We start from the raw sequence: 21,246 nt of genomic DNA, 5'->3' as shown, positions 1-21,246 counted from the left end.
AGGAGATCTTTCGATGATGCCGACGAAGCCCCTGGCCGAGGCCGACCCCCAGATCGCGCAGCTCATCCGCGAGGAGACTCGCCGCCAGGCGGAGGGGCTCGAGCTCATCGCCAGCGAGAACTTCGTCTCGCCCGCGGTGATGGAGGCGATGGGCTCCACCCTCACGAACAAGTACGCGGAGGGCTACCCCGGCAAGCGCTATTACGGCGGGTGCGAGGTGGTCGACAAGGTCGAGCAGCTCGCCATCGACCGCGCGAAGCAGCTCTTCGGCGCCGAGCACGCGAACGTGCAGCCGCACTCGGGCTCGCAGGCCAACATGGCGGCGTACTTCGCGCTCGCCACGCCGGGCGACACCGTCCTCGCGATGAGCCTCAACTTCGGGGGTCACCTGACGCACGGCTCGCCGGTGAACTTCTCGGGCAAGCTCTTCAAGATCGTCCCCTACGGGCTCAAGCAGAGCGACGAGACCATCGACATGGACGAGGTCGCGCGCCTCGCCCGGGAGCACCGCCCGAAGGTCCTCATGGTCGGCGCGAGCGCCTATCCGCGCACGCTCCACTTCGACCGGTTCGCCGGGATCGCGCGGGAGGTCGGCGCGGCGCTGGTGGTGGACATGGCCCACATCGCCGGCCTGGTCGCGGCGGGGCTCCACCCGAACCCGGTGCCGCACGCCGAGATCGTCACCACCACCACGCACAAGACGCTGCGCGGCCCGCGGGGTGGCCTCATCCTGACCCGCGAGGCGCACGCGAAGGTCCTCAACTCGCAGATCTTCCCGGGCATCCAGGGCGGTCCGCTCGAGCACGTGATCGCCGCGAAGGCGGTGGCGTTCCACGAGGCGCTGCAGCCGAGCTTCAAGGAGTACCAGCGGCGGATCGTCGAGAACGCGCAGGCGCTGGCCGAGGGGCTCAAGGAGGCCGGCCTGCGGCTCGTCTCGGGCGGCACCGACAACCACCTCATGCTCGTCGACCTGCGCCCGAAGAAGCTCACGGGCAAGATCGGCGAGGAGGCGCTCGGGAAGGCCGGCATCACGGTGAACAAGAACATGATCCCGTGGGATCCCGAGAAGCCCATGACCACCTCGGGCATCCGAGTCGGCACGCCCGCGCTCACCACGCGCGGGATGGGTCCCGGCGAGATGGCCACAGTGGCCTCGCTCATCGGCCGGGTGCTCGACGCGCCGGCCGACGAGAAGGTGATCGCCGCGGTGCGCGGCGAGGTGCGCGAGCTCTGCGCGCAGTTCCCGATGTACCAGGACCGGTTGTAGAACCCCCGCGCGGGCGGCCCTCGCGGCGAGCCGCGCGCCGCCCGCGGAGACGCCATGCGCTGCCCTTGGTGCGGACACCTCGAGGACCGGGTCGTCGACTCGCGCGAGGCGGGGGACGGGCAGGCGACCCGGCGCCGGCGGGAATGCCTGGGGTGCACCCGGCGGTTCACGACCTACGAGCGCATCGAGGAGATCCTCCCGCACGTCGTGAAGAAGGACGGCCGGCGGGAGCCCTTCGATCGCAAGAAGATCGTCGAGGGCGTCGCCCGCGCCTGCCAGAAGCGGCCCGTGTCCGCGGAGGAGATCGAGGCGCTCGTCTCGGGCGTGGAGCGCCAGCTCCAGGAGCTCGGCGAGCGCGAGATCCGCACCGTCGCCATCGGCGAGGCGGTGATGCAGCGGCTCCGGCGGCTCGACGAGGTGGCGTACGTCCGGTTCGCGTCGGTGTACCGGGCGTTCCGGGACGTCGGGGAGTTCATGACGGAGCTCGAGGGGCTCGGGCGCAAGGAGCCGGGCTCGAAGCCGGGAGGAGAGGGGTCTCGATGAGCCGGGTCGTCAGCCGCGGCCGCCGCTCTCCGGCCCTGCGCGCCCGTCGCGCTGCGCCCCGCGCCGCCGCGCCCGACGAGGCCGCCCGCGAGGCGTTCATGCGCGCCGCGGTGCGCGAGGCGACGAAGGGGCTGGGCCGGACGAGCCCCAACCCCGCCGTCGGCGCGGTGCTGGTGAAGGGCGGGCGGGTCGTCGCTCGCGGCCACCACGCGCGGGCGGGCGGTCCTCACGCCGAGGTGGTCGCGCTGCGCGCCGCGGGCGCCCGCGCGCGCGGCGCAGACCTCTACACGACGCTCGAGCCCTGCGACCACTTCGGGCGGACCCCGCCATGCTCCGTGGCGGTGCTCGAGGCGGGCGTCCGCCGCGTGTTCGTCGGCTCCGCCGATCCCAACCCGCTCGTGAACGGGCGGGGCGTCGCCCGCCTCCGCGAGGGAGGGGTCGAGGTGGTGACCGGCGTGCTGCGGGAGACCTGCGACGAGCTCAACGCGCACTGGTTCACCTTCATCACCGAGCGGCGCCCGCACGTGACGCTCAAGGCGGCGGTCACCCTGGACGGCCGGATCGCGACGCGCACCGGCGACGCGCGCTGGGTGACGGGCGAGCCGGCGCGCCGCTGGGTGCACCGGCTGCGCGACCGGGTGGACGCGGTGCTCGTGGGCAGCGGCACCGCCCGCGCGGACGATCCGCGCCTCACCACCCGGCTCCCCGGCGGGCGCGGGCGCGATCCCATCCGCGTGGTGCTGGACACGGATCTCTCGCTCCCGCGGGATCTGAACCTGTTCCGGCAGCGCTCCGCGGCCCCGACCCTCGTCGCGCACGCCTCGGCGCGCGCCCGCGACCTCGGCCCGCGGATCGAGCTCCTGCGCTGCCGCCGCGGCCCGGGCGGCGTCGACCTCCGCGACCTGCTCGCCCGCCTCGCGGCGCGCGGCGTGACGCACCTGCTCGTGGAGGGCGGGGCGCGGGTCCACGCGCGCTTCCTGCAGGAGGGGCTCGTCGATCGCGTCGCCATCTTCGTGGCGCCCAAGATCGCCGGGGGCGACGGCATCCCGCTCGTCGCCGGCCGGGGGCCGGCGCGGATGGCGGACGCGCTGTCGCTCGCGGACGTGCGGGTCGAGCGGGTGGGCGACGACGTCCTCGTGACCGGCACGCCGGCGCGCCGGGGCCCGCGTGGCCTGTTGGCTAAAAATCCCCGCCGGGGCTAGGATTCGCCGCGAATGTTCACCGGTCTCGTCGCGGACTTGGGCCTCGTGGAGGCGATCGTGCCACGGCAGGGCGGCGCTCGCCTGACCGTCCGGCCGGCGGCCCTCCCCGTGGACGCCCTCGTCCTGGGCGAGAGCATCGCCTGCTCGGGCGCGTGCCTCACCGTCGTCGAGCGGGGCGGGGGGCGCGTCTCCTTCGACGCCGTCCCGGAGACCCTCTCCCGGACGACGGTGGGCGGCTGGCGTCCGGGGACGAAGGTGAACCTCGAGCGCGCGCTCGCCGTCGGGGAGCGGCTCGGGGGGCATCTCGTGCAGGGGCACGTCGACGCGGTGGGCGAGGTCGTGCAGCGGAGGCCGGAGGGCCAGGGCGCGCGCCTCACGATCTCGCTGCCGGCGAGCATCGCGCCGCTGGTGGCGGAGAAGGGCTCGATCGCGGTGGACGGGGTGTCCTTGACGGTCGCGGCGGCGACGCGGGATCGGTTCGAGGTGGCGCTCATCCCCGAGACGCTCGCGCGCACGACGCTCGGGGAGGCCGGGCCCGGGACGAAGGTGAACCTGGAAGCGGACGTCATCGCGCGCCACGTGGCGCGGCTGCGCGAGTTCGAGGGGCCGAGCGCGGCCGACCTCTCGCGCTGGGGCTACGGCTCGGGGAGCGGACAGTGAAGGACCACGCGGCGCACGCCGTGGAGCGCGTGGAGCGGGCGATCGCCCACATCCGCGCCGGCAAGATGGTGATCCTCACCGACGACGAGGATCGCGAGAACGAGGGCGACCTCTGCATGGCGGCGGAGAAGGTCACCCCCGCCGCCGTGAACTTCATGGCGAAGTACGGGCGCGGCCTCATCTGCCTCTCGCTCACCGAGGACAAGGTCCGCACGCTGCGCCTGCCGCTCATGGTGGACGAGAGCGCCAACTCCTCCTCCTACGGCACGGCCTTCACGGTCTCGATCGAGGCCAAGGAGGGCGTGACCACCGGGATCAGCGCCAAGGACCGCGCCCACACCATCCTCACCGCGGTGCGCGACGACGCGCGCCCCGACGATCTCGCCCGGCCCGGCCACGTCTTCCCGCTCCGCGCGCGCAAGGGCGGGGTCCTCGTGCGCGCCGGCCAGACCGAGGGCTCCGTCGATCTCGCCCGCCTCGCCGGCATGAAGCCGGCCGGCGTCATCTGCGAGGTGATGAACGACGACGGGACGATGGCGCGGATGCCGGAGCTCGAGCGGCTCTCCGCCGAGCACGACCTCCCCCTCGTCTCGGTCGCCGACCTCATCTCGTACCGGATGCTGAAGGACACCCTCGTCCACCGGGCCGCGCAGGCGCCGCTGCCCACGGAGTACGGGGAGTTCCGGGCGGTCGCGTACGAGAACGAGGTGGACCGGCACCAGCACGTCGCGCTCGTGAAGGGGAAGTGGCGCGAGGGCGAGCCGGTCATGGTGCGCGTCCACTCGAAGTGCCTCACCGGGGACGTGTTCGGGAGCGAGCGCTGCGACTGCGGCCCGCAGCTCCAGGCCGCCCTCCGCCAGATCGAGCGCGCGGGCAAGGGCGTCCTGCTCTACCTCGATCAGGAGGGGCGGGGCATCGGCCTCGCGAACAAGCTGAAGGCGTACAACCTCCAGGACGAGGGGTACGACACGGCCGAGGCGAACGTGCGGCTCGGCTTCAAGCCGGACCTGCGCGACTACGGGATCGGCGCGCAGATCCTCCGCGACCTCGGGGTCCGCAAGATGCGGCTGCTCACCAACAACCCCAAGAAGATCATCGGGCTCGAGGGCTACGGGCTCGAGGTGGTGGAGCGCGTGCCGATCGAGATGCCGGCCACCCGCCGCAACCGCGCGTACCTCATCACCAAGCGGGACAAGATGGGCCACCTGCTCACGCTCGCGCCGGCGGCGCCGGCGCGGCGGACGGCGTCCCGCGCGAAAGGAAGGAAGCGATGAACGTCTACGAGGGCTCGCTCGTCGCGACCGGGCTGAAGGTCGGGCTGGTGGTCGCGCGCTTCAACTCGCTCGTCACCGAGCAGCTGCTGGTCGGCGCCGCCGACGCGCTCCGGCGCCACGGCGTCAAGGACGGCGACATCGACGTGTTCCGCTGCCCGGGGACCTTCGAGCTCCCCGCGCTGCTCCGTCGCGTCGCGCGGAGCGCGCGCTACGACGCGGTGGTCGCGCTCGGCGCGGTGATCCGCGGCGGCACCCCGCACTTCGAGTACGTCGCCGGCGAGGCGACGAAGGGCGTGGCCCAGATCGCGCTCGAGTCCGACTGCGCCGTGTCGATGGGGATCCTGACCTGCGACACCCTGGAGCAGGCGCTCGAGCGCGCCGGCGTCAAGGCGGGCAACAAGGGCGCGGAGGCGGCCGTCGCCGCGGTCGAGCAGGCGAACGTGCTGCGCGAGGCCGCGAAGGTGCCCTCGCCCCGCCGGGCGGAGTGATCGTGTCGCTGAAGCGGACGAGGGCGCGCGAGCGGGCGCTGCAGGCGCTCTACCAGATCGACGTCGCCGCCGAGGGGATCGACGACGCGCTCTCGCGGTTCTGGAAGAGCTTCGAGCCGGTGGAGCGGGAGGTGATGGAGGACGCCGAGGGGTTCGTGCGCGGCGTCGCCGCCCACCGCAGGACCATCGACGATACCATCGAGGGCGTCTCGACCAACTGGCGGCTCGACCGCATGGCGAAGGTGGACCGGAACGTCCTGCGGCTGGCGGTGTACGAGCTCCTCCGGACGGACGTCCCGGTGAAGGTGGCGATCAACGAGGCGATCGAGCTCGGCAAGAAGTACGGCTCCGAGAGCTCGGGCGCCTTCGTGAACGGCGTCCTCGACAAGGTCGCCGCCGGGCTCCCGCCCGAGCGGCGCCGCACGGACCGGTAGGAGAAGGGAGCGGCGTGGCCCTCAAGATCGAGGTGGCTGACCTGGGGCTCCCGGCGCTCGACGCGCTCGACGTCGACGCCGTCGGCGTCTTCGTCGGGCCGGAGCGCCCGCTGCAGGGGCTCGCGGGGTTCGTGGACTGGCGCATGTGCGGCGCCATCTCGCGCGCGATCCGGAACGGCCTGTTCGAGGGCGCGCGGGGCGAGGCGCTCCTCCTGCCCACCGGCGGCCGCATGGGGCCCGCGCGGCTCTTCTGCTTCGGCCTGCCGGACGTCTCCCTCGCGCCCGAGGCCTTCCTGCCCGCCGCGCGCGCGGGGCTGGAGGCGCTCGCGCGCGCCGGCAGCGAGGCGTTCGCGATCTCCATGCCGTCGCTCTCCGGCGGCGACGCCGCCCTCGCGGCGCGGCTGTGGGTCGAGGCGAGCCTGACGAAGCCCGTGCGCCGCCAGGTGGTCCTCGGCGACGCGCGGCAGCTCCAGCGCGACCTCTCCACCGCCCGCAACACGCTCGCGGTCGAGGTCGAGGTGATCGCGCCGCCCACCCGCGTCGAGATGCCGCGGGCCCGTGCCCTGCCGCACGTCGGCGGCGTGCTGCGCGCCCCCGCGGTCCCGCGCAGCTGAAGCAGGGGGCCCCCTTTCGATCGTGGCCGGCGCCTCAGGGCGCGGCCCCGGGGCGCAGCCCGCGACGAGCGCAGCCCCGCGCGGACGTTGAGCCGCGCGCGGGCGCCGGGTGACATCAGACGGGTGGAGCAGGGCGGCCGGATGGGGCCGCTCGGAAGCGCCACTCGAACGATGCGCACGCGCGTCAGGCGGATCGCGGCGGCCCTGGTCCCGCCGGTGCTGCTCGGGGTGGCGGCCTGGTCGCTGCACGCCGAGCTGCGGGCGTTCCACCTCCGGGACGTCGAGCGGGGGCTCTCGGCCCTGCCGGCCGCGGCCGTGGCGGCCGCGGTCGCCGTCACGCTCGCCGACTATCTCCTGCTCGGGGCCTACGATCTCCTCGCGCTGCGCTTCGCGGGCCGCAGGCTCCCGTACGGTCGGGTGGCCTTCACCTCCTTCATCGCCTACGCGTTCGGGAACAACGTCGGGTTCGCGCTCCTCTCCTCCAGCTCGGTGCGGTTCCGGCTCTACTCGCAGTGGGGGCTGTCCGCGGCGGAGATCACGAAGGTGGTGGGCTTCACGGCGGCCCAGCTCTGGGCGGGGCTCTTCCCCCTGCTCGGCGTCGCGCTGCTCGCCGGCGCGCCGGTGCCGCTCCCGCCGCTCGTGGCGCGCGCGCTCGGCCTCGCGGCGCTCGCCATCACCGCCGCCTACCTCGTGCTCGCCGCGCTCGGGCGCGAGCTGCGGATCGGCGGCGCCACGGTGCGGCTGCCCTCGCTCGGGCTGGCCGCCGCGCAGGTGGCCGTGTCGGCCGCGGACTGGGTGCTCGCGGCGGTGGTCCTGCAAGTGCTCCTGCCCCCGTCGTCGCCGCTCCCGCTCGCCGGCCTCGTCGGCCTGTTCGTCGTCGCCCAGGTGGCGGCGCTCGCCTCGCAGCTCCCCGGCGGCGTGGGCGTGTTCGAGGCGATCGTGCTCGCGGCGCTGACGCCCGCGGTGCCCGCGCCGGCGGTGCTGTCGAGCCTCGTCGCGTACCGGCTCGTCTACTACCTCGCGCCCTTCGTCGTCGCCTTCGCGCTCCTCGCCGTGAACGAGCTCGTCGTGCGGCGCGAGCGCCTGGGGCGCGCGCTGAGGGTCGCGCACGCCTCGTTCGCGCCGGTCGTGCCCTGGCTGGCGGCGCTGGGGAGCATGATCGCGGGCGCGGTCCTCCTCGTGTCGGGCGCGACCCCCGCCGGCGCGGGTCGCCTCCACCTGCTGAGGCGCACCATCCCGCTCGCGCTGCTCGAGGCGTCGCACCTGGTGGGGAGCCTCGTCGGCACCGCGCTCCTCCTGCTGGCGCGCGCGCTCGCGCGGCGGCTCGACGGGGCGTGGGTGCTGGCGGTGGCGCTCCTCGCGACCGGCGCGGCGGCGTCGCTCGCGAAGGGCCTCGACTGGGAGGAGGCGTCGCTGCTCACGGCGCTCCTCCTCGCGCTCCTGCCGTTCCGGCGGCAGTTCTACCGGCGCAGCGCGCTCCTCGACGTGCCGCTGTCGCCGGGCTGGATCGCGGCGGTGCTCGCCGTGCTCGGCGCGTCGCTCTGGATCGGGCTGTTCGCCTTCCGGCACGTCGAGTACTCGCGCGACCTGTGGTTCGACTTCGCCTTCCACGCCGAGGCCCCGCGCTTCCTCCGCGCGTCGGTCGTCGGCGTCTGCGCGGTCGTGCTCTACGGCATCGTGCGCCTCGTGCACCCGGCGCCGCCCGAGCCCGCGCCGCCGGGAGAGGCGGAGCTCGCGCGCCTGCGGCCGATCGTGGCCCGGGCGGAGGACTCCACCGCCCACGTCGCCCTCCTCGGGGACAAGCCCATCCTCTTCGGCGACGACGGGGCGTCGTTCCTCATGTACGGCGTGGAGGGGCGGACCTGGTGCTCCATGGGAGATCCGATCGGCTCGAGCCGCGCCGCGACCGAGCTGGCGTGGCGCTTCCGCGAGCTGTCGGACCGCCACGGTGGCTGGGCCTGCTTCTACCAGATCGGCCCCTCGGCGCTCCCGCGCTACCTGGACCTCGGGCTCGCGATCCACCGGCTCGGGGAGGAGGCGATCGTCCCGCTCCGCACGTTCTCCCTGGACGGCGCGGAGCGGCGGCCGCTGCGCCAGGCGTTCCACCGGGCCGAGCGCGACGGGCTCGCGTTCGAGCTCGTCCCGGCCGATCGCGTGCCGCCCCTCGTCCCGGAGCTCAGGCGCATCTCCGACGCGTGGCTCGCCGAGCGGAGCACGCGCGAGAAGGGGTTCTCGCTGGGCTACTTCGACGAGCGCTACCTGCGCGAGGGGCCCGTCGCGCTCGCGCTCCTCGACGGCCGCCCCGTCGCGTTCGCGAACGTGTGGGCGGGCACGTGCCGGGCGGAGCTGTCGGTGGATCTCATGCGCCACGTCGCCGAGGCGCCGCGCGCGACCATGGACTTCCTGTTCGTGTCGCTCATGCGCTGGGGGCTCGGCGAGGGATACGAGGCGTTCAACCTCGGGATGGCGCCGCTCTCGGGCCTGGAGGACCGGACGCTCGCGCCCCTCTGGACCAGGCTCGGGGCCCGCCTCTACCGGCACGGCGAGTACTTCTACAACTTCCAGGGGCTCCGCCAGTACAAGGAGAAGTTCGCGCCGGAGTGGCGCCCCCGCTTCCTCGCCGCGCCGAGCGGGTTCCGGCTGCCGCTCGTGCTCACGAACGTCGCGGCGCTCGTCTCGCGCGGCCTGAAGGGCGTGGTGACCCGATGATCGCGCTCGTCGTCGCCGCGCTGCTCGGCGCGAGCGCCCCGGCGACCCCGCCGCCGTCCTCGCGCACCCTCCAGCTCGCGGGCGTCGGTACCGTCCACGTCCGGGCTCCCGCGGGCCAGCCGCGGCGCGCGGTGCTGCTCCTCTCCGGGGAGGGTGGCCTCGCGCGCGGCGAGCTCGCCCTCGCCGACGCCCTCGCTGCGCAGGGGGCGCTCGTGCTCGCGATCGACACGCCCGGCTACCTCGCCCTCCGGCGGGCGGGCCGCTGTGTCTACCCGGCGGGCGACCTGGAATCGCTCGCCCAGCACGTCGAGAAGGCGCTCGGGCTCGAGGAGTACGTCCGGCCGATGCTCGTCGGCTATGCGCAGGGGGCCGCCGCGGCGTGGGCCGCGCTGGCGCAGGCGCCCGACGGCACGTTCGCGGGCGTGGTCGCCCTCGCGCCCTGCCCCGGGAAGCCGCTCGGCGTGACGCTCTGCGCGGGCGCGGGGCCGCCGCCGCGCAGGACGCCCGAAGGCGACCTCCCGGGCGACCAGGCCCGCCCGGGCGCACCGTTCGCGATCGTGGCCGGGGCGGACGACCGCGTCTGCCCCGCGGCGAGCGCGCAGGAGTTCGGGCGAGCACGCGCCGCCCTCGCCGTGACCGTGGTCGCCGGGGCCGCCCACTCGCTCGCGCCCGGCGATCGCTGGGCGGACGCCGTCTCGGCCGAGATCGCGCGCATCGAGGCGCACCACGCCGGGCCGGTCGGGACGGCGCCGCCGCCAGCGGCGAAGCCAGGGCCGGACGCGGGTGCGCAGGTGAAGGATCTGCCGCTCGTCGAGGTTCCCGCCGCGAAGCCCGGTCCACGTCTCGCCGTCCTCCTCACGGGCGACGGCGGCTGGGTCGGCCTGGACAAGGGGGTGGGGCGCGCGCTCGCCGACGCGGGCGTCGGGGTGGTCGGGCTCGACTCGCTCCGCTACTTCTGGCGGCGACGGACGCCCGGCGAGACCGCCGCGGACGTCGCACGGATCTTCGCGCACTACCGCGCCGCGTGGGGCCGGAGCGAGCTGCTCCTCCTCGGCTACTCCCGGGGCGCCGACATCGTGCCGTTCGTCGCGACGCGCCTCCCGGCCGACCAGCGCGCCGCGCTGAAGCTCGTCGCGATGCTCGGCCCCGGGACGTCCGCCGAGTTCGAGGTCCACGTCGTCGACCTGTTCTCGACCCCGCGGCGGAGCACGGCGACGTCCACGGAGGCGGCGGTGCGCGCCTCGGCGGGCGCCACCCGGTTCCTGTGCGTGCAGGGCGCGGACGAGCAGGACAGCCTCTGCCCCCACCTCGCGGACCTGCCCTGGGTCGACCGGGTCGTGCTCCCGGGCGGGCATCACTTCGATCGGGACTACCCGAGCCTCGGGCGGATCGTGAGCGAGGCGGCGAACGCACCCGCAGGCGTACCAGGCGACGGCGGCTCGCGGTCTCCATGATTCGCCTGGGCGACGTCGGCGGAGGGGAGGGCTCTTGAAGTCCTGGGCGGTCGTCGCGCTCGCCGCAGCGGTGATCGTGTCTGCCCCGTCCCCCGCGGCGGCTGCGCACCCGGCCGAGGTGTTCCGCGTCGACCCCCTGGTGGACGGCGCGATCGTCGCGGGGGCGGGGCTCGCGAACCTCGTGCCCTGGCTGCTCGAGGACCGGATCATCGACCTGCGCTGCCCGTGCGACGAGGGCGAGGTGAACCCGCTCGACCGCTGGGCGATCGGCCTCCACAGCGACGCCGCGGCGCACGCGAGCCAGGCGACGCTGTTCCTCGCCCTGCTCGCCCCGCCGCTCGCGGACTGGGCGGTGCTCGGGGGAAGCCGCGCGTTCCTGCAGGACCTCACGGTGTTCGCCGAGACGCTCGCCGTGAGCGGCGCGCTCACCACGCTCGCGAAGTACACGAGCCAGCGCCCCATCCCGCGGGCGTACGAGGGCCAGCCCGCGTACCTGCGCGAGCCGGGCTCCTACCGGGCGTTCTGGTCCGGCCACACGAGCGCCACCGTCGCGGCGCTCACCGACGCCGCCTGGACGATCCGGCTCCGCTACGGCGAGCGCCGCTGGCCCTGGCTCGTGGCCGCCGTGGGCGGCGCGAGCGTGGGCGTGGAGCGGGTCTGGGGAGGCCACCACTTCCCGACCGACGTGGTGGTGGGGTTCGTGGCCGGGGCGGCGGTCGGGACCGCCGTCCCGCTCCTGCACGCCCGCGGCGGCCCGGCACGCCTCGCCCTCGCGCCGCTCGGCGGCGGCCTCGCGCTCGTGGGGAGATTCTGAATGGCGACGGCGACCCGGGGTGCGACGACGGGGCAAAGGCCCGCGCCCTGTGCGCCATATCCTCACCGCGGTTCAGCTCGCCAGCAGCTCTGCGCCGGCGCTCCGGACCGGAGGTCCCTTCCAGACCGTCTCGCCCAGCATCCAGATGAGCCGGTCCGGCGCCCGTCCGAATACGCGAAGAAAGCCGCGGTGGATGCAGCGCAGGTGATGGAAGGCGCAGAGGCCGACCTGGTTCTCGAGGTCGTCGCTGCCGCCGTGCGAGCGGTAGTCGATGTGGTGCGAGTGGGCGGCGCGGTGGCTGCACCCCGGGACCTGGCACCAGCCCTGATCCCGGTCGCGGATCTTCTGCGAACGGGTCTTCGAACGTCTGCCCGCGCCTCTCCACGACGCGAGGAAATGGAACGCGATGACCGAGAGGCACGTCCCGGTCGAGAGTACGCGCCCGAATCGTCCCCGGACGGCCTCGACGGCCGCCTCGAGGAGCACCGCCACGCGGCGCGGCAGCGGAACGAGGAGCTTCTGCCGCGCACGCATCTGCCCGTCGCGCTCGCCCTCCACCTCGCGGTTCAGCGCGATGCAGGTCGCCTCGAGCGCCCGAGGGATCCACGAGGCGATGTCGGCCTCCGGCAGGCGCGCGAGTACCCGCAGCTTCTCGTACGACACGCCCTGCCGCCGCGCCTCCTGGAGCGCCGGAGAGTCCCAGAGCCGCTTCTCGAGCGCGACGCGCTGCTCCACCGCGCGCGCGGGGAGCCCCAGCCGCTCCTCGACGTACTGGCGGAAGCCGCCGTACCCCAGGAGCACGTGCATCCCGCTCCGCTTCACCGCGTGCCCGCAGAATCCGATGAGCGAATCCCATGCCATCCGAAGGCGGGAGAGCGCGCGGAGACGTTCGTCGATCTCCTGCGCCGTCGAGGTCTCGTCGAACGGGACGTCCGGCGCGGCGAGCTCCGGAACCGGGGGGAGCTCGGCGCATCGATCGGTCGCGGCCCCGCCCGCCGCGCGCCGCGCAGGGTGACCGAGGCCGCACGCGCGAAACCCGGGCCCGAGCGGGCGCGTCTCGTCGGAGTCGCCGTCGGTCGAGAACTCGGCAAGGTACTCCTGCGCGAGCGCCTCCAGCTGCTCGATGCGGGTCGAGCCCGGCAGCTGCTCGCGGGCGGCCGCGAGCGCCTCGTCGACGACCAGCCGCTCGTTCGGTGGCAGATGCGTGCGCAGCCGGACCCACTCCTCCTCGCCATCGTCGTTCGGCTGCGCGCGCGCCGCGCGGACCTCCTCCTCCAGCTCCCGGACCGTCTGCACCCTGGCGCGCTCGATCCAGAGCGCCTCGGCTTCGCCGACCGCGACCGGCAGCACCGTCTCCGCCGCGCGGATCCGGACGCGCCCGGACCGCAGCGCCTCCCGGAGCAGAGGACGTGTTCGCAGCCCAGCCCCGAGCCGGGCGAGGTTCTCGGCCGTGCGCTTCCCGAGGTCGAGGACCTCGCGGGCATAGTCGTCGAGGTGATAGCCCAGCTCCGCGAGCCGTTCCCGCCGCCTGAGCGCGTCGAGCCCTTCGCCGATCGCGAGATCCAATCCGGCCCGCGCCCGCGCCGCCCAGGCGAGGAGGTGCTCGCACGCGTCCGCCTCCGGCTCCCCGCCGCGGAACCACGTCTCGAGCTCGGCCCGGGTGAGCGGCGGCAGCTCGAGCCGCGGCGCCGCGAAGCCGGCCAGCGAGGCGTCGGGCGTCACCGCGTCCGTCTCGAGCGTGGGGAGCGCGGCCTCCATCGCGCACAGGATGGCATGGAGGTCTGACACTGACGGTCAATGGACGTGGTTTGGAGTCCACCGATCGCAGACGCAGCGAGCCCGATCGGCCGATTGCGTTCTCGAGCCTTCCAGACGCGCATTTCCGACCTGGATCCGATCGCGGCGAGGTCCGGCGTGATCGGACGGGCCGGTGTCGCTGGCTCGGTCCGGCCGCCCGGCCGTCGGCGCCGTCCCCTCGCGATCCACCGAGGGAGGAGTCTCGTCGTGACTCGAGTCGGTGACGACTCGTTCAGCGCGTAGCAAGCGCCGGGTCGCGGAGCGGGCGCGCGCGTGTCGAGGGCCCTCCGTCCACCGGCGCTGTCGGCTCGTCCGCCAGCGAGGCTCCCCCGAGAGCGCGCGTCACCACCCACGGCATCAGCGCCAGCTCCGAGACCGCGAACGCCGCCACGAAGACAGGGCCCGGCTCGACGGAGGTGTGGCGCTGCGCGACCGCGGAGAGCCCCCACGCCGCGGTGGCGCCGCCGATGTGCGCGAGGAGGCCGAGACCGTAGGCGCGGCCCGCGTGCTCGCCCGGCGCGCCCGCGCGGCGCGCCCCCCACGTCGCGAACACGGGCGGGGCGACGAGCGCCGCGAGCACCGCGACGCCCGTGACGGCTCCCCCGGCGGTCGTCGGACGGTCTCGCAGCCACGCATCGACCGACATCGAGGCGCCGGCGAGGGCGAGCCCCGTGACGGCTGCGTCGCCGAGGAGCGTCGCCCCCGACGCGGCCAGCCATCGGCCTGGTGGAACCGCGCTCTGAACGTCCTCTTCGTGGGCGAAGCGCTCGCCCGCGGGCGAGGCGGCGAGAAGCGGCGCGATGGGGTCGCGGGCGTCAGGAAGCGCCCCCGCGGGCAACGCGGCGCCGAGATCCGCCGCGAGCAGGACCGGAATCACGAGCGCGAAGAGCGGCATGGCGACCCCCGAGCCGGCGATACTATCCGTGCACCGACAGTCCAGGAACGAGGCCTGAGTCGCCCGAGCCACGAAGCTGATCACGCGTCTCGCCGGCGAAGCCGGCGCGCCGGGGACCTCCGCCTCCGGCGGAGGTCACGGGCCCCGGCGAGCAGGGGTGGGCCCCGGGCGACGGCGGTCAGCCGTCGACGGGGCGGGGGGCGCAGCCCCCCGTTCGATCATGGCCGTGAGCCTCCGCGCGTAGCGCGGGAAGGCGCGGGGCGCTTCCGATGCGGCAGCGCGCGGTGTCGGCCGTAACCGCCGGCGAAGCCGGCGCGCCGGGGACCTCCGCCTCCGGCGGAGGTCACGGGCCCCGGCGAGCAGGGGTGGGCCCCGGGCGACGGCGGTCAGCCGTCGACGGGGCGGGGGGCGCAGCCCCCCGTTCGATCATGGCCGTGAGCCTCCGCGCGTAGCGCGGGAAGGCGCGGGGCGCTTCCGATGCGGCAGCGCGCGGTGTCGGCCGTAACCGCCGGCGAAGCCGGCGCGCCGGGGACCTCCGCCTCCGGCGGAGGTCACGGGCCCCGGCGAGCAGGGGTGGGCCCCGGGCGACGGCGGTCAGCCGTCGACGGGGCGGGGGGCGCAGCCCCCCGTTCGATCATGGCCGTGAGCCGCCGCGCGTAGCGCGGGAAGGCGCGGGGCGCTTCCGATGCGGCAGCGCGCGGTGTCGGCCGTAACCGCCGGCGAAGCCGGCGCGCCGGGGACCTCCGCCTCCGGCGGAGGTCACGGGCCCCGGCGAGCAGGGGTGGGCCCCGGGCGACGGCGGTCAGCCGTCGACGGGGCGGGGGGCGCAGCCCCCCGTTCGATCATGGCCGTGAGCCGCCGCGCGCGAAGCGCGCGGTCAGGCTCACGGCGTGATCCGCTCCATCATCCGCGCGAACGGGATGGTCTCGCGGACGTGATGGAGCCCGCAGATCCACGCGACGCAGCGCTCCACTCCCATGCCGAAGCCGGCGTGCGGCACCGTCCCGTAGCGGCGCAGGTCGAGGTACCACTCGAACGCCTCCTTCGGGAGCTGGTGGTGCGCGATGGCCGCCTCGAGCGTCTCGAGCGAGCTCTCGCGCTCGCCGCCGCCGATGATCTCGCCGTAGCCCTCCGGCGCGAGCACGTCGCAGCCGAGCGCGACCTTCGGGTCCGTGGGGTCCTTCTTGAAGTAGAAGGCCTTCATCTCCGCCGGGTAGCGGTGCACCATCACCGGCCGGTCGTACTGCTTCGCGATGACGGTCTCCTCGTCGCCGCCGATGTCGTCGCCCCACTTCATCGGGTGGCCGGCCTTCTGCAGCACGTCGACGGCCTCGGTGTAGGTGATGCGCGGGAAGGGCGGCTTCACGTTCTCGAGCTTCGACACGTCGCGCTCGAGCACGGCCACGAGCTCCTTGCGGTGCTTCTCGAGCGCGGTCTGGACGACGTGCGAGACGAACTGCTCCATGAGCTCCATGTCGCCGTCGAGGTCCATGTAGGCCACCTCCGGCTCGACCATCCAGAACTCGGTCAGGTGGCGGCGCGTCTTCGACTTCTCGGCGCGGAAGGTCGGCCCGAAGCAGTAGACCTTCCCGAGCGCCATGGCCGCGGCCTCCATGTAGAGCTGGCCGGACTGCGTCAGGTACGCCTTGCCCAGCTCGAAGTAGGGGACCTCGAAGAGGGTGGAGGTCCCCTCGCAGGCGGACGGCGTGAAGATCGGCGCGTCGACGAGGGTGAAGCCGCGCGCGTCGAAGAAGTCGCGGATGGCCTTCTCGACCGTGTGCCGCACGCGCAGGATGACCTGCTGCCGCTGCGAGCGGAGCCAGAGGTGCCGCTGCTCCATCAGGAAGGCGACGCCGTGCTCCTTGTGGCCGATGGGGTACTCCTGGGAAGGCAGGGCCACGACCTTCAGGTCGCGCACGTCGAGCTCGAAGCCGATCGGCGACCGCTCGTCCTTCTTCACCAGCCCGGTGACGGTGAGGCTCGTCTCCTGAGGCAGGTGGTCCGCCTCGCGGAACGCCTCCGGGCTCACGTTCCCCTTGAAGACCACGCACTGGATCGTACCGGTGCCGTCGCGGACCTGGAGGAAGTGCAGCTTCCCCGACGAGCGGCGGTTGTACAGCCAGCCGTGGAGGGTGACCTCCTTCCCCTCGTGCTGGGCGATGTCGGCGACGTGGACGGGCGGGAACATGCGCGTGGGCTCCGTTGCGCTCGAGCGCTGAAGGAGCCGGCAATATAGCCGAAGCCCCCGCGGCGGGGTCCGCGGCGACGAGGGCTCAGGAAGGGCAGACGAGACCCCCTCCCTCCGGTAATATCGCCGGCCCCTATGTCGATGAACGAACGTTACGAGCCGCAGTCGATCGAGCCCCGCTGGCAGTCACGCTGGGAGGAGGCGGGCGCCTTCCGCGCCGGCCGCCGTCCGGATGCAGAGAAGCGCTACGTGCTCGAGATGTTCCCGTATCCCTCCGGCGCGATGCACATGGGCCACGCGCGCGTGTACACCATCGGCGACGCGCTGGCGCGCCACCTGCGCATGCGCGGGCACGACGTGCTCCACCCCATCGGCTTCGACGCCCTCGGGCTGCCGGCCGAGAACGCCGCCATCAAGGACGGGCGCCACCCCGAGGAGCGGACGCGCGAGAACATCGTGGCGTTCCGGGCCGAGATGAAGAAGCTCGGCTACGCCTTCGACTGGGACCGCGAGGTCGTCACCGCCGACCCGTCCTACTACCGCTGGAATCAGTGGTTCTTCCTCAGGATGCTGGAGCTGGGCATCGTCTACCGGCGCGAGGGGAAGGCGAACTGGTGCACCGGCTGCGCGACCGTCATCGCGAACGAGCAGGTGGTCGACGACACCTGCGAGCGCTGCGGCTCGCCGGTGGTGGAGAAGGTGATCCCCGAGTGGGCGTTCCGGATCACCGCCTTCGCGCAGGACCTGCTCGACGGGCTCGACCGCCTCACCGAGTGGCCCGAGCGCATCACCACGATGCAGCGGAACTGGATCGGCAAGAGCGTCGGCGCGGAGGTGGACTTCATCCTCGCCGGAGGGCGCGGTGAGGCGGCGCCCCCCGGACTCCCGATCAAGGTCTTCACGACGCGCGTCGACACCATCTACGGCTGCACCTACGTCGTGCTCGCGCCGGAGCACCCGCTCGTCGAGCGGATCACCGTCCCCGAGCGCCAGGCCGAGGTGCGCGCGTTCGTCGAGCGCATGCGAAGGACCGAGGCCGCGGAGCGGACCGGCGAGAGCGCGCCCAAGGAGGGCGTCTTCACCGGCGCGCACGCGGTGAACCCGTACACCGGCGAGCAGGTCCCGGTCTGGATCGCGAACTTCGTGCTCGCCGAGTACGGCACGGGCGCCGTGATGAGCGTGCCCGCCCACGACCAGCGCGACTTCGAGTTCGCGCGGAAGTACGGCCTGCCGATCCGCGTCGTCATCCAGCCGGCGAAGGGGGAGAAGCTCCCCGCCGGCGAGGCGCTGGCGCAGGCGTTCACGGAGGACGGGGTGCTCGAGGGCTCGGGCAGCGCGACCGGCCTCGCGAGCGCGCAGGCGCGCGAGAAGCTCGCCGCGGAGGCGCAGGCGCGCGGCTTCGGCCAGCCGACGGTCCGCTGGCACCTGCGCGACTGGGGCTTCTCGCGGCAGCGCTACTGGGGCACGCCGATCCCGATCGTCTACTGCCCGGATCACGGGGCGGTGCCCGTCCCCGAGGACCAGCTCCCCGTCACGCTGCCGAAGGAGGCGATCATCACCGGCACCGGCGAGCCGCCCCTCGCGAAGGTCCCGTCGTTCGTGAACACCACCTGCCCGCGCTGCGGCAAGCCCGCCAGGCGCGAGGTGGACACGATGGACACCTTCGTCGACTCGTCCTGGTACTACGCGCGCTACCTCTCGCCGAAGGACGACACGCGCCCGTTCGACCCCGCGGAGGCGGCGCGCTGGCTTCCGGTGGACGTGTACGTGGGCGGGCCCGAGCACGCCGTCATGCACCTGCTGTACTTCCGGTTCTGGCACCGGGTGATGCACCGGCTCGGGCTGGTCCGCGAGGACGAGCCGTGCAAGCGGCTCGTGACCCAGGGCATCGTGAACGGCCCCGACGGCCGCAAGATGTCGAAGCGCTGGGGCAACGTGGTGGCGCCGGGGCCGATGGTGGCGCGCTTCGGCGCCGACACGGTCCGGCTCTTCATGCTCTTCGCGGCGCCTCCCGAGAAGGACATCGACTGGTCCGACGAGCAGGTCGACGGGATGTTCCGCTTCCTCGCCCGCGTCTGGCGGATCTTCCACGCGCGCCAGGAGTGCTTCCGCGCCCCCGAGGCGGCGCTCGCGCAGGCGCAGGGGGACTTCCTCGAGCTGCGCCGCAGGACGCACCGGACCATCAAGCGCGTGACGGAGGGGCTCGAAGGCGAGCTGAAGTTCAACACCAGCATCGCCGCCCTCATGGAGCTCGTGAACGCGCTCTACCAGCTCGAGCCCAAGAGCGAGCCGGAGCAGGCCGCCGTCCGCGAGGCCCTCCTCGCCGTGGCGACCCTGCTCGCCCCGTTCGCGCCGCATGCGGCGGAGGAGCTCTGGCACGAGGTGCTCGGGCCGGCCGCTCGCGAGCGGCTGCTCGCCGAGGCGCCGTGGCCCTCGTTCGAGCCGGCGCTGGTGGCCGCGGACGTCGTCACCATCGCGGTCCAGGTGAACGGCAAGCTGCGCGGCGAGGTGCAGGCGCCCGTGGCGGCCGGCGAGGCGGAGGTCCGCGCCCTCGCCGAGGGCGAGGAGCGGGTGCGGGCGCACCTCGACGGCAAGACCGTTCGCAAGGTGGTCTTCGTGCCGAAGCGGCTCATCAATTTCGTGGTGGGGTAGCCGGTGAGGCTGGCTACCCCCCCACGCCCCCCCGGCTCGCTCCGGGGCAGCCTCATCCGGCTGCCCCTGCGCTCGCGTGCGGTCCGCGCGGGCGCGCTCGCCGTGGCGGTGGCGCTCTCCGCCTGCGGCTACGCGCTCGAGACGCGCTACGTGGCGCAGGGGGGCGCGGAGCACATCCACGTGCGCGCCTTCGAGAACCTGTCGACGGAGGCGTCCCTCGGCGCCGAGCTGACGTCCGCGTTGCGCACCGAGCTCGCGCGCCGCGGGGCGGCGGCGGGGCCGGGCGCACCGGCGGAGCTCGTAGGGGAGGTGCGCGCGGGCGCACCGGGGCCGTCCTCGCCGGAGAGCGCCACGTGGCGCATCGGCGTGGAGGTGAGAGCGCGCCTCGTCGTGGACGGCGCGACCGTCTCGGAGCGGACCGTCCGGCGCGAGACCGACTACCTCGCAGGCGTGGGCGCCGACGCGCTCGAGACGGAGGGGCGCCGCGCGCTCGCGCTCCGCCGGGTGACGGAGGAGGCGGCGCGCGAGCTCCTGCGCGCGTTCGAGCGGTAGGAGCGCCGCCGGCCGCGCCGTGCTCGGCGCGGCTGGCGACGGCGGGACCGACTACTTCGCGGCCGCGACCTTGGCGGCCGCCTTGGCGAGCCGCGAGATCTTCCGCGAAGCCGCGTTCTTGTGGACGACGCCCTTCGAGCTCGCCTTCTCGAGGGCGCGGGCGGCCGCCTTGAAGGCGTCGCGGGCGGCGTTGCCGTCGCCCTGGGTGATCGCCTCGCGGGCCTTCTTCACGGCGCTCTTCACGCCGGTGCGGACCTGAACGTTGCGGGCGCGGCGCTTCTGCGCCTGACGGTTGCGCTTCTCGGCCGATGCGGTGTTCGCCAAGCTGACCTCTTGTCGTCTCGAGGGTTCGAGGGCGCGCTATCTACCGTCCATCGCAAGCGACGTCAAGGGGTTATGACCGCTCGGTGGCGTGTCGTTGCGGATCTTCCGCCGGTGCGGGCGGCGCCGGCAGGGGAACCGGCGACTCCGCGGAGCGCGCGCCGGCGGCGCCGGCGGCGCCGGCGGCTGGCGAGCGAGTTGATCGGTTGCTCGCCTGCATATCGTGCGGCCTTCCGCCACGGGAGTTCGGGGGAGACCCGAACGGCGATCACACCTCCGGTCCGGGTCGATTTGACACGGGGCAGGTGAGTTATCCACTTGCGACGGGAAAGCGGGAATCCCCCCGGGGCACTTGACGGCCGGTTGTGGATTGGCGCCGGGGTGTGCCGTGCCAACCTGTTGGAATCACGGTGCCGAGGGGCTGATGCAGGATGCGCCGGGACCCACCGATGATGCGAAAATCACGGGCAGGAAGGTGCTGCCCACAAAGTTATCCACGCTCTTTCCCCAAACCCCGTGGCGGCTCGGTGACGGCGGGAGCGCTGCCCGATTTCGCCTTGGCCTCCAGCACCTTCGCCTCGTTCCAGAGGACGTCCATCTCCTCCAGCGAGGCCCCGCCGTGAGGCACGCCGCGGCGCGCGAGCTCTCGCTCGATGTGTGAAAAGCGCGCGATGAAGCGCGCCACGGTCCCACGCAGAGCCTCCTCCGGGGGTATCCCGAGCTTCCGGGACAGGTTCGCGACGGCGAACAGGACGTCTCCCAGCTCGTGCTCGATCTCGACGCGGTCGCCGGCGGCGATGGCGCGATCGAGCTCGCCAATCTCCTCGCTCACCTTCTCTCGCGCACCGCTCGCGTCCGGCCAGTCGAACCCGATGCGGCTCGCCTTCTCGGTGAGCCGGTCCGCCCGGGCGAGCGCGGGCATCTCCTTCGGCACGCCCTCGAGGACGCTCTCGCCGCGCCCCTTGGCGCGCTTCTCCTCGCGCTTCAGCGCCGCCCACTGGCGGAGGACCTGCTCCGCGTCCTCGACCTCCACGTCGCCGAAGACGTGCGGATGGCGCGACACGAGCTTGTTCGAGATGGCGTTCGCGACGTCGGCGAAGTCGAACTGTCCGGCCTCCCGGGTGAGCTGCGCCTGGAACACGATCTGGAGCAGGAGGTCGCCGAGCTCCTCACAGTGCTCCCGCGCGTCCCCGGCGTCGATGGCCTCGAGCACCTCGTACGTCTCCTCGAGCACGTAGGGGCGCAGGCTCCGCAGCGTCTGCTCGCGGTCCCACGGGCAGCCGCCGGGGCCGCGGAGCCGCTGCATGATCCCGAGGAGACGTTCGATGGCATCGGTCGCGCGCGACATGGTCGCGTGTTCTTAGCCCAGGAGCGGGCGTGCT

18 protein-coding genes are annotated in these 21,246 nt (G+C 73.9%); 13 read left to right on the top strand and 5 right to left on the bottom strand.

Annotation, left to right across the window (positions count from 1 at the left end; all coding sequences use genetic code 11):
* The first annotated feature begins 13 nt into the window (after positions 1 to 13).
* The 11 genes from glyA to ANAE109_RS13960 all read left to right on the top strand — a co-directional run bounded on the left by glyA (position 14) and on the right by ANAE109_RS13960 (position 11,459).
* Entirely contained in the window at positions 14 to 1,267 is a 1,254-nt protein-coding gene (glyA, locus tag ANAE109_RS14010) for a serine hydroxymethyltransferase (RefSeq protein WP_012097535.1), read from the top strand.
* Positions 1,268 to 1,321: 54 nt separating this feature from the next.
* Positions 1,322 to 1,810 (top strand): transcriptional regulator NrdR, encoded by a 489-nt coding sequence (gene nrdR / locus ANAE109_RS14005; protein WP_012097534.1) that lies wholly within the window; start codon positions 1,322 to 1,324, stop codon positions 1,808 to 1,810.
* The gene (ribD, locus tag ANAE109_RS14000; RefSeq protein WP_012097533.1) at positions 1,807 to 3,012 is read left to right on the top strand and encodes a bifunctional diaminohydroxyphosphoribosylaminopyrimidine deaminase/5-amino-6-(5-phosphoribosylamino)uracil reductase RibD; all 1,206 of its coding nucleotides are present in this window, start codon (positions 1,807 to 1,809) and stop codon (positions 3,010 to 3,012) included. The genes nrdR and ribD overlap by 4 nt, the downstream gene beginning before the upstream one ends.
* 12 nt (positions 3,013 to 3,024) lie before the next feature.
* On the top strand, positions 3,025 to 3,672 hold the full coding sequence (locus ANAE109_RS13995; RefSeq protein ID WP_012097532.1) for a riboflavin synthase: 648 nt from the start codon (positions 3,025 to 3,027) through the stop codon (positions 3,670 to 3,672).
* On the top strand, positions 3,669 to 4,946 hold the full coding sequence (locus ANAE109_RS13990) for a bifunctional 3,4-dihydroxy-2-butanone-4-phosphate synthase/GTP cyclohydrolase II (RefSeq protein WP_012097531.1): 1,278 nt from the start codon (positions 3,669 to 3,671) through the stop codon (positions 4,944 to 4,946). Before ANAE109_RS13995 ends, ANAE109_RS13990 begins: the two co-directional genes overlap by 4 nt.
* Positions 4,943 to 5,434 carry a 6,7-dimethyl-8-ribityllumazine synthase gene (gene ribE, locus ANAE109_RS13985; RefSeq protein ID WP_012097530.1) on the top strand — a complete coding sequence of 164 codons (492 nt, stop codon included), beginning with the start codon at positions 4,943 to 4,945 and terminating at the stop codon, positions 5,432 to 5,434. The genes ANAE109_RS13990 and ribE overlap by 4 nt, the downstream gene beginning before the upstream one ends.
* A 2-nt stretch (positions 5,435 to 5,436) precedes the next feature.
* Positions 5,437 to 5,868 (top strand): transcription antitermination factor NusB, encoded by a 432-nt coding sequence (gene nusB / locus ANAE109_RS13980; protein ID WP_012097529.1) that lies wholly within the window; start codon positions 5,437 to 5,439, stop codon positions 5,866 to 5,868.
* Positions 5,869 to 5,882: 14 nt separating this feature from the next.
* Entirely contained in the window at positions 5,883 to 6,482 is a 600-nt protein-coding gene (locus tag ANAE109_RS13975) for a M17 family peptidase N-terminal domain-containing protein (RefSeq protein ID WP_012097528.1), read from the top strand.
* 171 nt (positions 6,483 to 6,653) lie between these two features.
* Positions 6,654 to 9,191, top strand: coding sequence for a bifunctional lysylphosphatidylglycerol flippase/synthetase MprF (mprF, locus tag ANAE109_RS13970; protein WP_041448352.1), 2,538 nt, complete (start codon positions 6,654 to 6,656; stop codon positions 9,189 to 9,191).
* Positions 9,188 to 10,645: an AcvB/VirJ family lysyl-phosphatidylglycerol hydrolase gene (locus ANAE109_RS13965; RefSeq protein WP_012097526.1), complete on the top strand. Its 1,458-nt coding sequence runs from the start codon at positions 9,188 to 9,190 to the stop codon at positions 10,643 to 10,645. The genes mprF and ANAE109_RS13965 overlap by 4 nt, the downstream gene beginning before the upstream one ends.
* 34 nt (positions 10,646 to 10,679) lie before the next feature.
* Positions 10,680 to 11,459, top strand: a complete 780-nt coding sequence (locus ANAE109_RS13960; RefSeq protein ID WP_012097525.1) for a phosphatase PAP2 family protein — start codon at positions 10,680 to 10,682, stop codon at positions 11,457 to 11,459.
* Between the two features lie 72 nt (positions 11,460 to 11,531).
* Here ANAE109_RS13960 and ANAE109_RS13955 read toward each other — a convergent pair whose 3' ends face one another.
* The 3 genes from ANAE109_RS13955 to asnS form a co-directional block, all read right to left on the bottom strand.
* Positions 11,532 to 13,247: an HNH endonuclease gene (locus ANAE109_RS13955; protein ID WP_012097524.1), complete on the bottom strand. Its 1,716-nt coding sequence runs from the start codon at positions 13,245 to 13,247 to the stop codon at positions 11,532 to 11,534.
* Between the two features lie 241 nt (positions 13,248 to 13,488).
* On the bottom strand, positions 13,489 to 14,235 hold the full coding sequence (locus ANAE109_RS25315; protein ID WP_158305892.1) for a hypothetical protein: 747 nt from the start codon (positions 14,233 to 14,235) through the stop codon (positions 13,489 to 13,491).
* A 799-nt stretch (positions 14,236 to 15,034) separates the two neighbouring features.
* Entirely contained in the window at positions 15,035 to 16,339 is a 1,305-nt protein-coding gene (asnS, locus tag ANAE109_RS13945; RefSeq protein WP_012097522.1) for an asparagine--tRNA ligase, read from the bottom strand.
* A 135-nt stretch (positions 16,340 to 16,474) separates the two neighbouring features.
* Here asnS and leuS point away from each other — a divergent pair, with 135 nt between their 5' ends.
* Entirely contained in the window at positions 16,475 to 18,991 is a 2,517-nt protein-coding gene (gene leuS, locus ANAE109_RS13940) for a leucine--tRNA ligase (protein WP_012097521.1), read from the top strand.
* Positions 18,992 to 19,093: 102 nt separating this feature from the next.
* Positions 19,094 to 19,543 carry an LPS assembly lipoprotein LptE gene (gene lptE, locus ANAE109_RS13935; protein WP_234945148.1) on the top strand — a complete coding sequence of 150 codons (450 nt, stop codon included), beginning with the start codon at positions 19,094 to 19,096 and terminating at the stop codon, positions 19,541 to 19,543.
* Positions 19,544 to 19,594: 51 nt separating this feature from the next.
* On the opposite strand, the gene rpsT is transcribed toward lptE, so the two are convergent.
* Positions 19,595 to 19,867: a 30S ribosomal protein S20 gene (rpsT, locus tag ANAE109_RS13930; protein ID WP_012097519.1), complete on the bottom strand. Its 273-nt coding sequence runs from the start codon at positions 19,865 to 19,867 to the stop codon at positions 19,595 to 19,597.
* A gap of 487 nt (positions 19,868 to 20,354) precedes the next feature.
* Positions 20,355 to 21,212: a nucleoside triphosphate pyrophosphohydrolase gene (mazG, locus tag ANAE109_RS13925; protein ID WP_012097518.1), complete on the bottom strand. Its 858-nt coding sequence runs from the start codon at positions 21,210 to 21,212 to the stop codon at positions 20,355 to 20,357.
* Positions 21,213 to 21,246 lie beyond the last annotated feature (34 nt).

The sequence above is a fragment of the Anaeromyxobacter sp. Fw109-5 genome (genome assembly GCF_000017505.1).
Taxonomy (GTDB): Bacteria; Myxococcota; Myxococcia; order Myxococcales; family Anaeromyxobacteraceae; genus Anaeromyxobacter.
Note: the sequence above shows the minus strand (reverse complement) of the source record. Positions and strands in the feature narration are given on the sequence as shown.

Excerpts from the sequence above, each read along its gene's own strand:
- asnS (WP_012097522.1), bottom strand. The coding sequence starts at position 16,339 with ATGTTCCCGCCCGTCCACGTCGCCGACATCGCCCAGCACGAGGGGAAG.
- glyA (WP_012097535.1), top strand. The coding sequence starts at position 14 with ATGATGCCGACGAAGCCCCTGGCCGAGGCCGACCCCCAGATCGCGCAG.
- ANAE109_RS13965 (WP_012097526.1), top strand. The coding sequence starts at position 9,188 with ATGATCGCGCTCGTCGTCGCCGCGCTGCTCGGCGCGAGCGCCCCGGCG.
- mprF (WP_041448352.1), top strand. The coding sequence starts at position 6,654 with ATGCGCACGCGCGTCAGGCGGATCGCGGCGGCCCTGGTCCCGCCGGTG.
- ribE (WP_012097530.1), top strand. The coding sequence starts at position 4,943 with ATGAACGTCTACGAGGGCTCGCTCGTCGCGACCGGGCTGAAGGTCGGG.
- nrdR (WP_012097534.1), top strand. The coding sequence starts at position 1,322 with ATGCGCTGCCCTTGGTGCGGACACCTCGAGGACCGGGTCGTCGACTCG.
- leuS (WP_012097521.1), top strand. The coding sequence starts at position 16,475 with ATGTCGATGAACGAACGTTACGAGCCGCAGTCGATCGAGCCCCGCTGG.
- mazG (WP_012097518.1), bottom strand. The coding sequence starts at position 21,212 with ATGTCGCGCGCGACCGATGCCATCGAACGTCTCCTCGGGATCATGCAG.
- ANAE109_RS13995 (WP_012097532.1), top strand. The coding sequence starts at position 3,025 with ATGTTCACCGGTCTCGTCGCGGACTTGGGCCTCGTGGAGGCGATCGTG.
- ribD (WP_012097533.1), top strand. The coding sequence starts at position 1,807 with ATGAGCCGGGTCGTCAGCCGCGGCCGCCGCTCTCCGGCCCTGCGCGCC.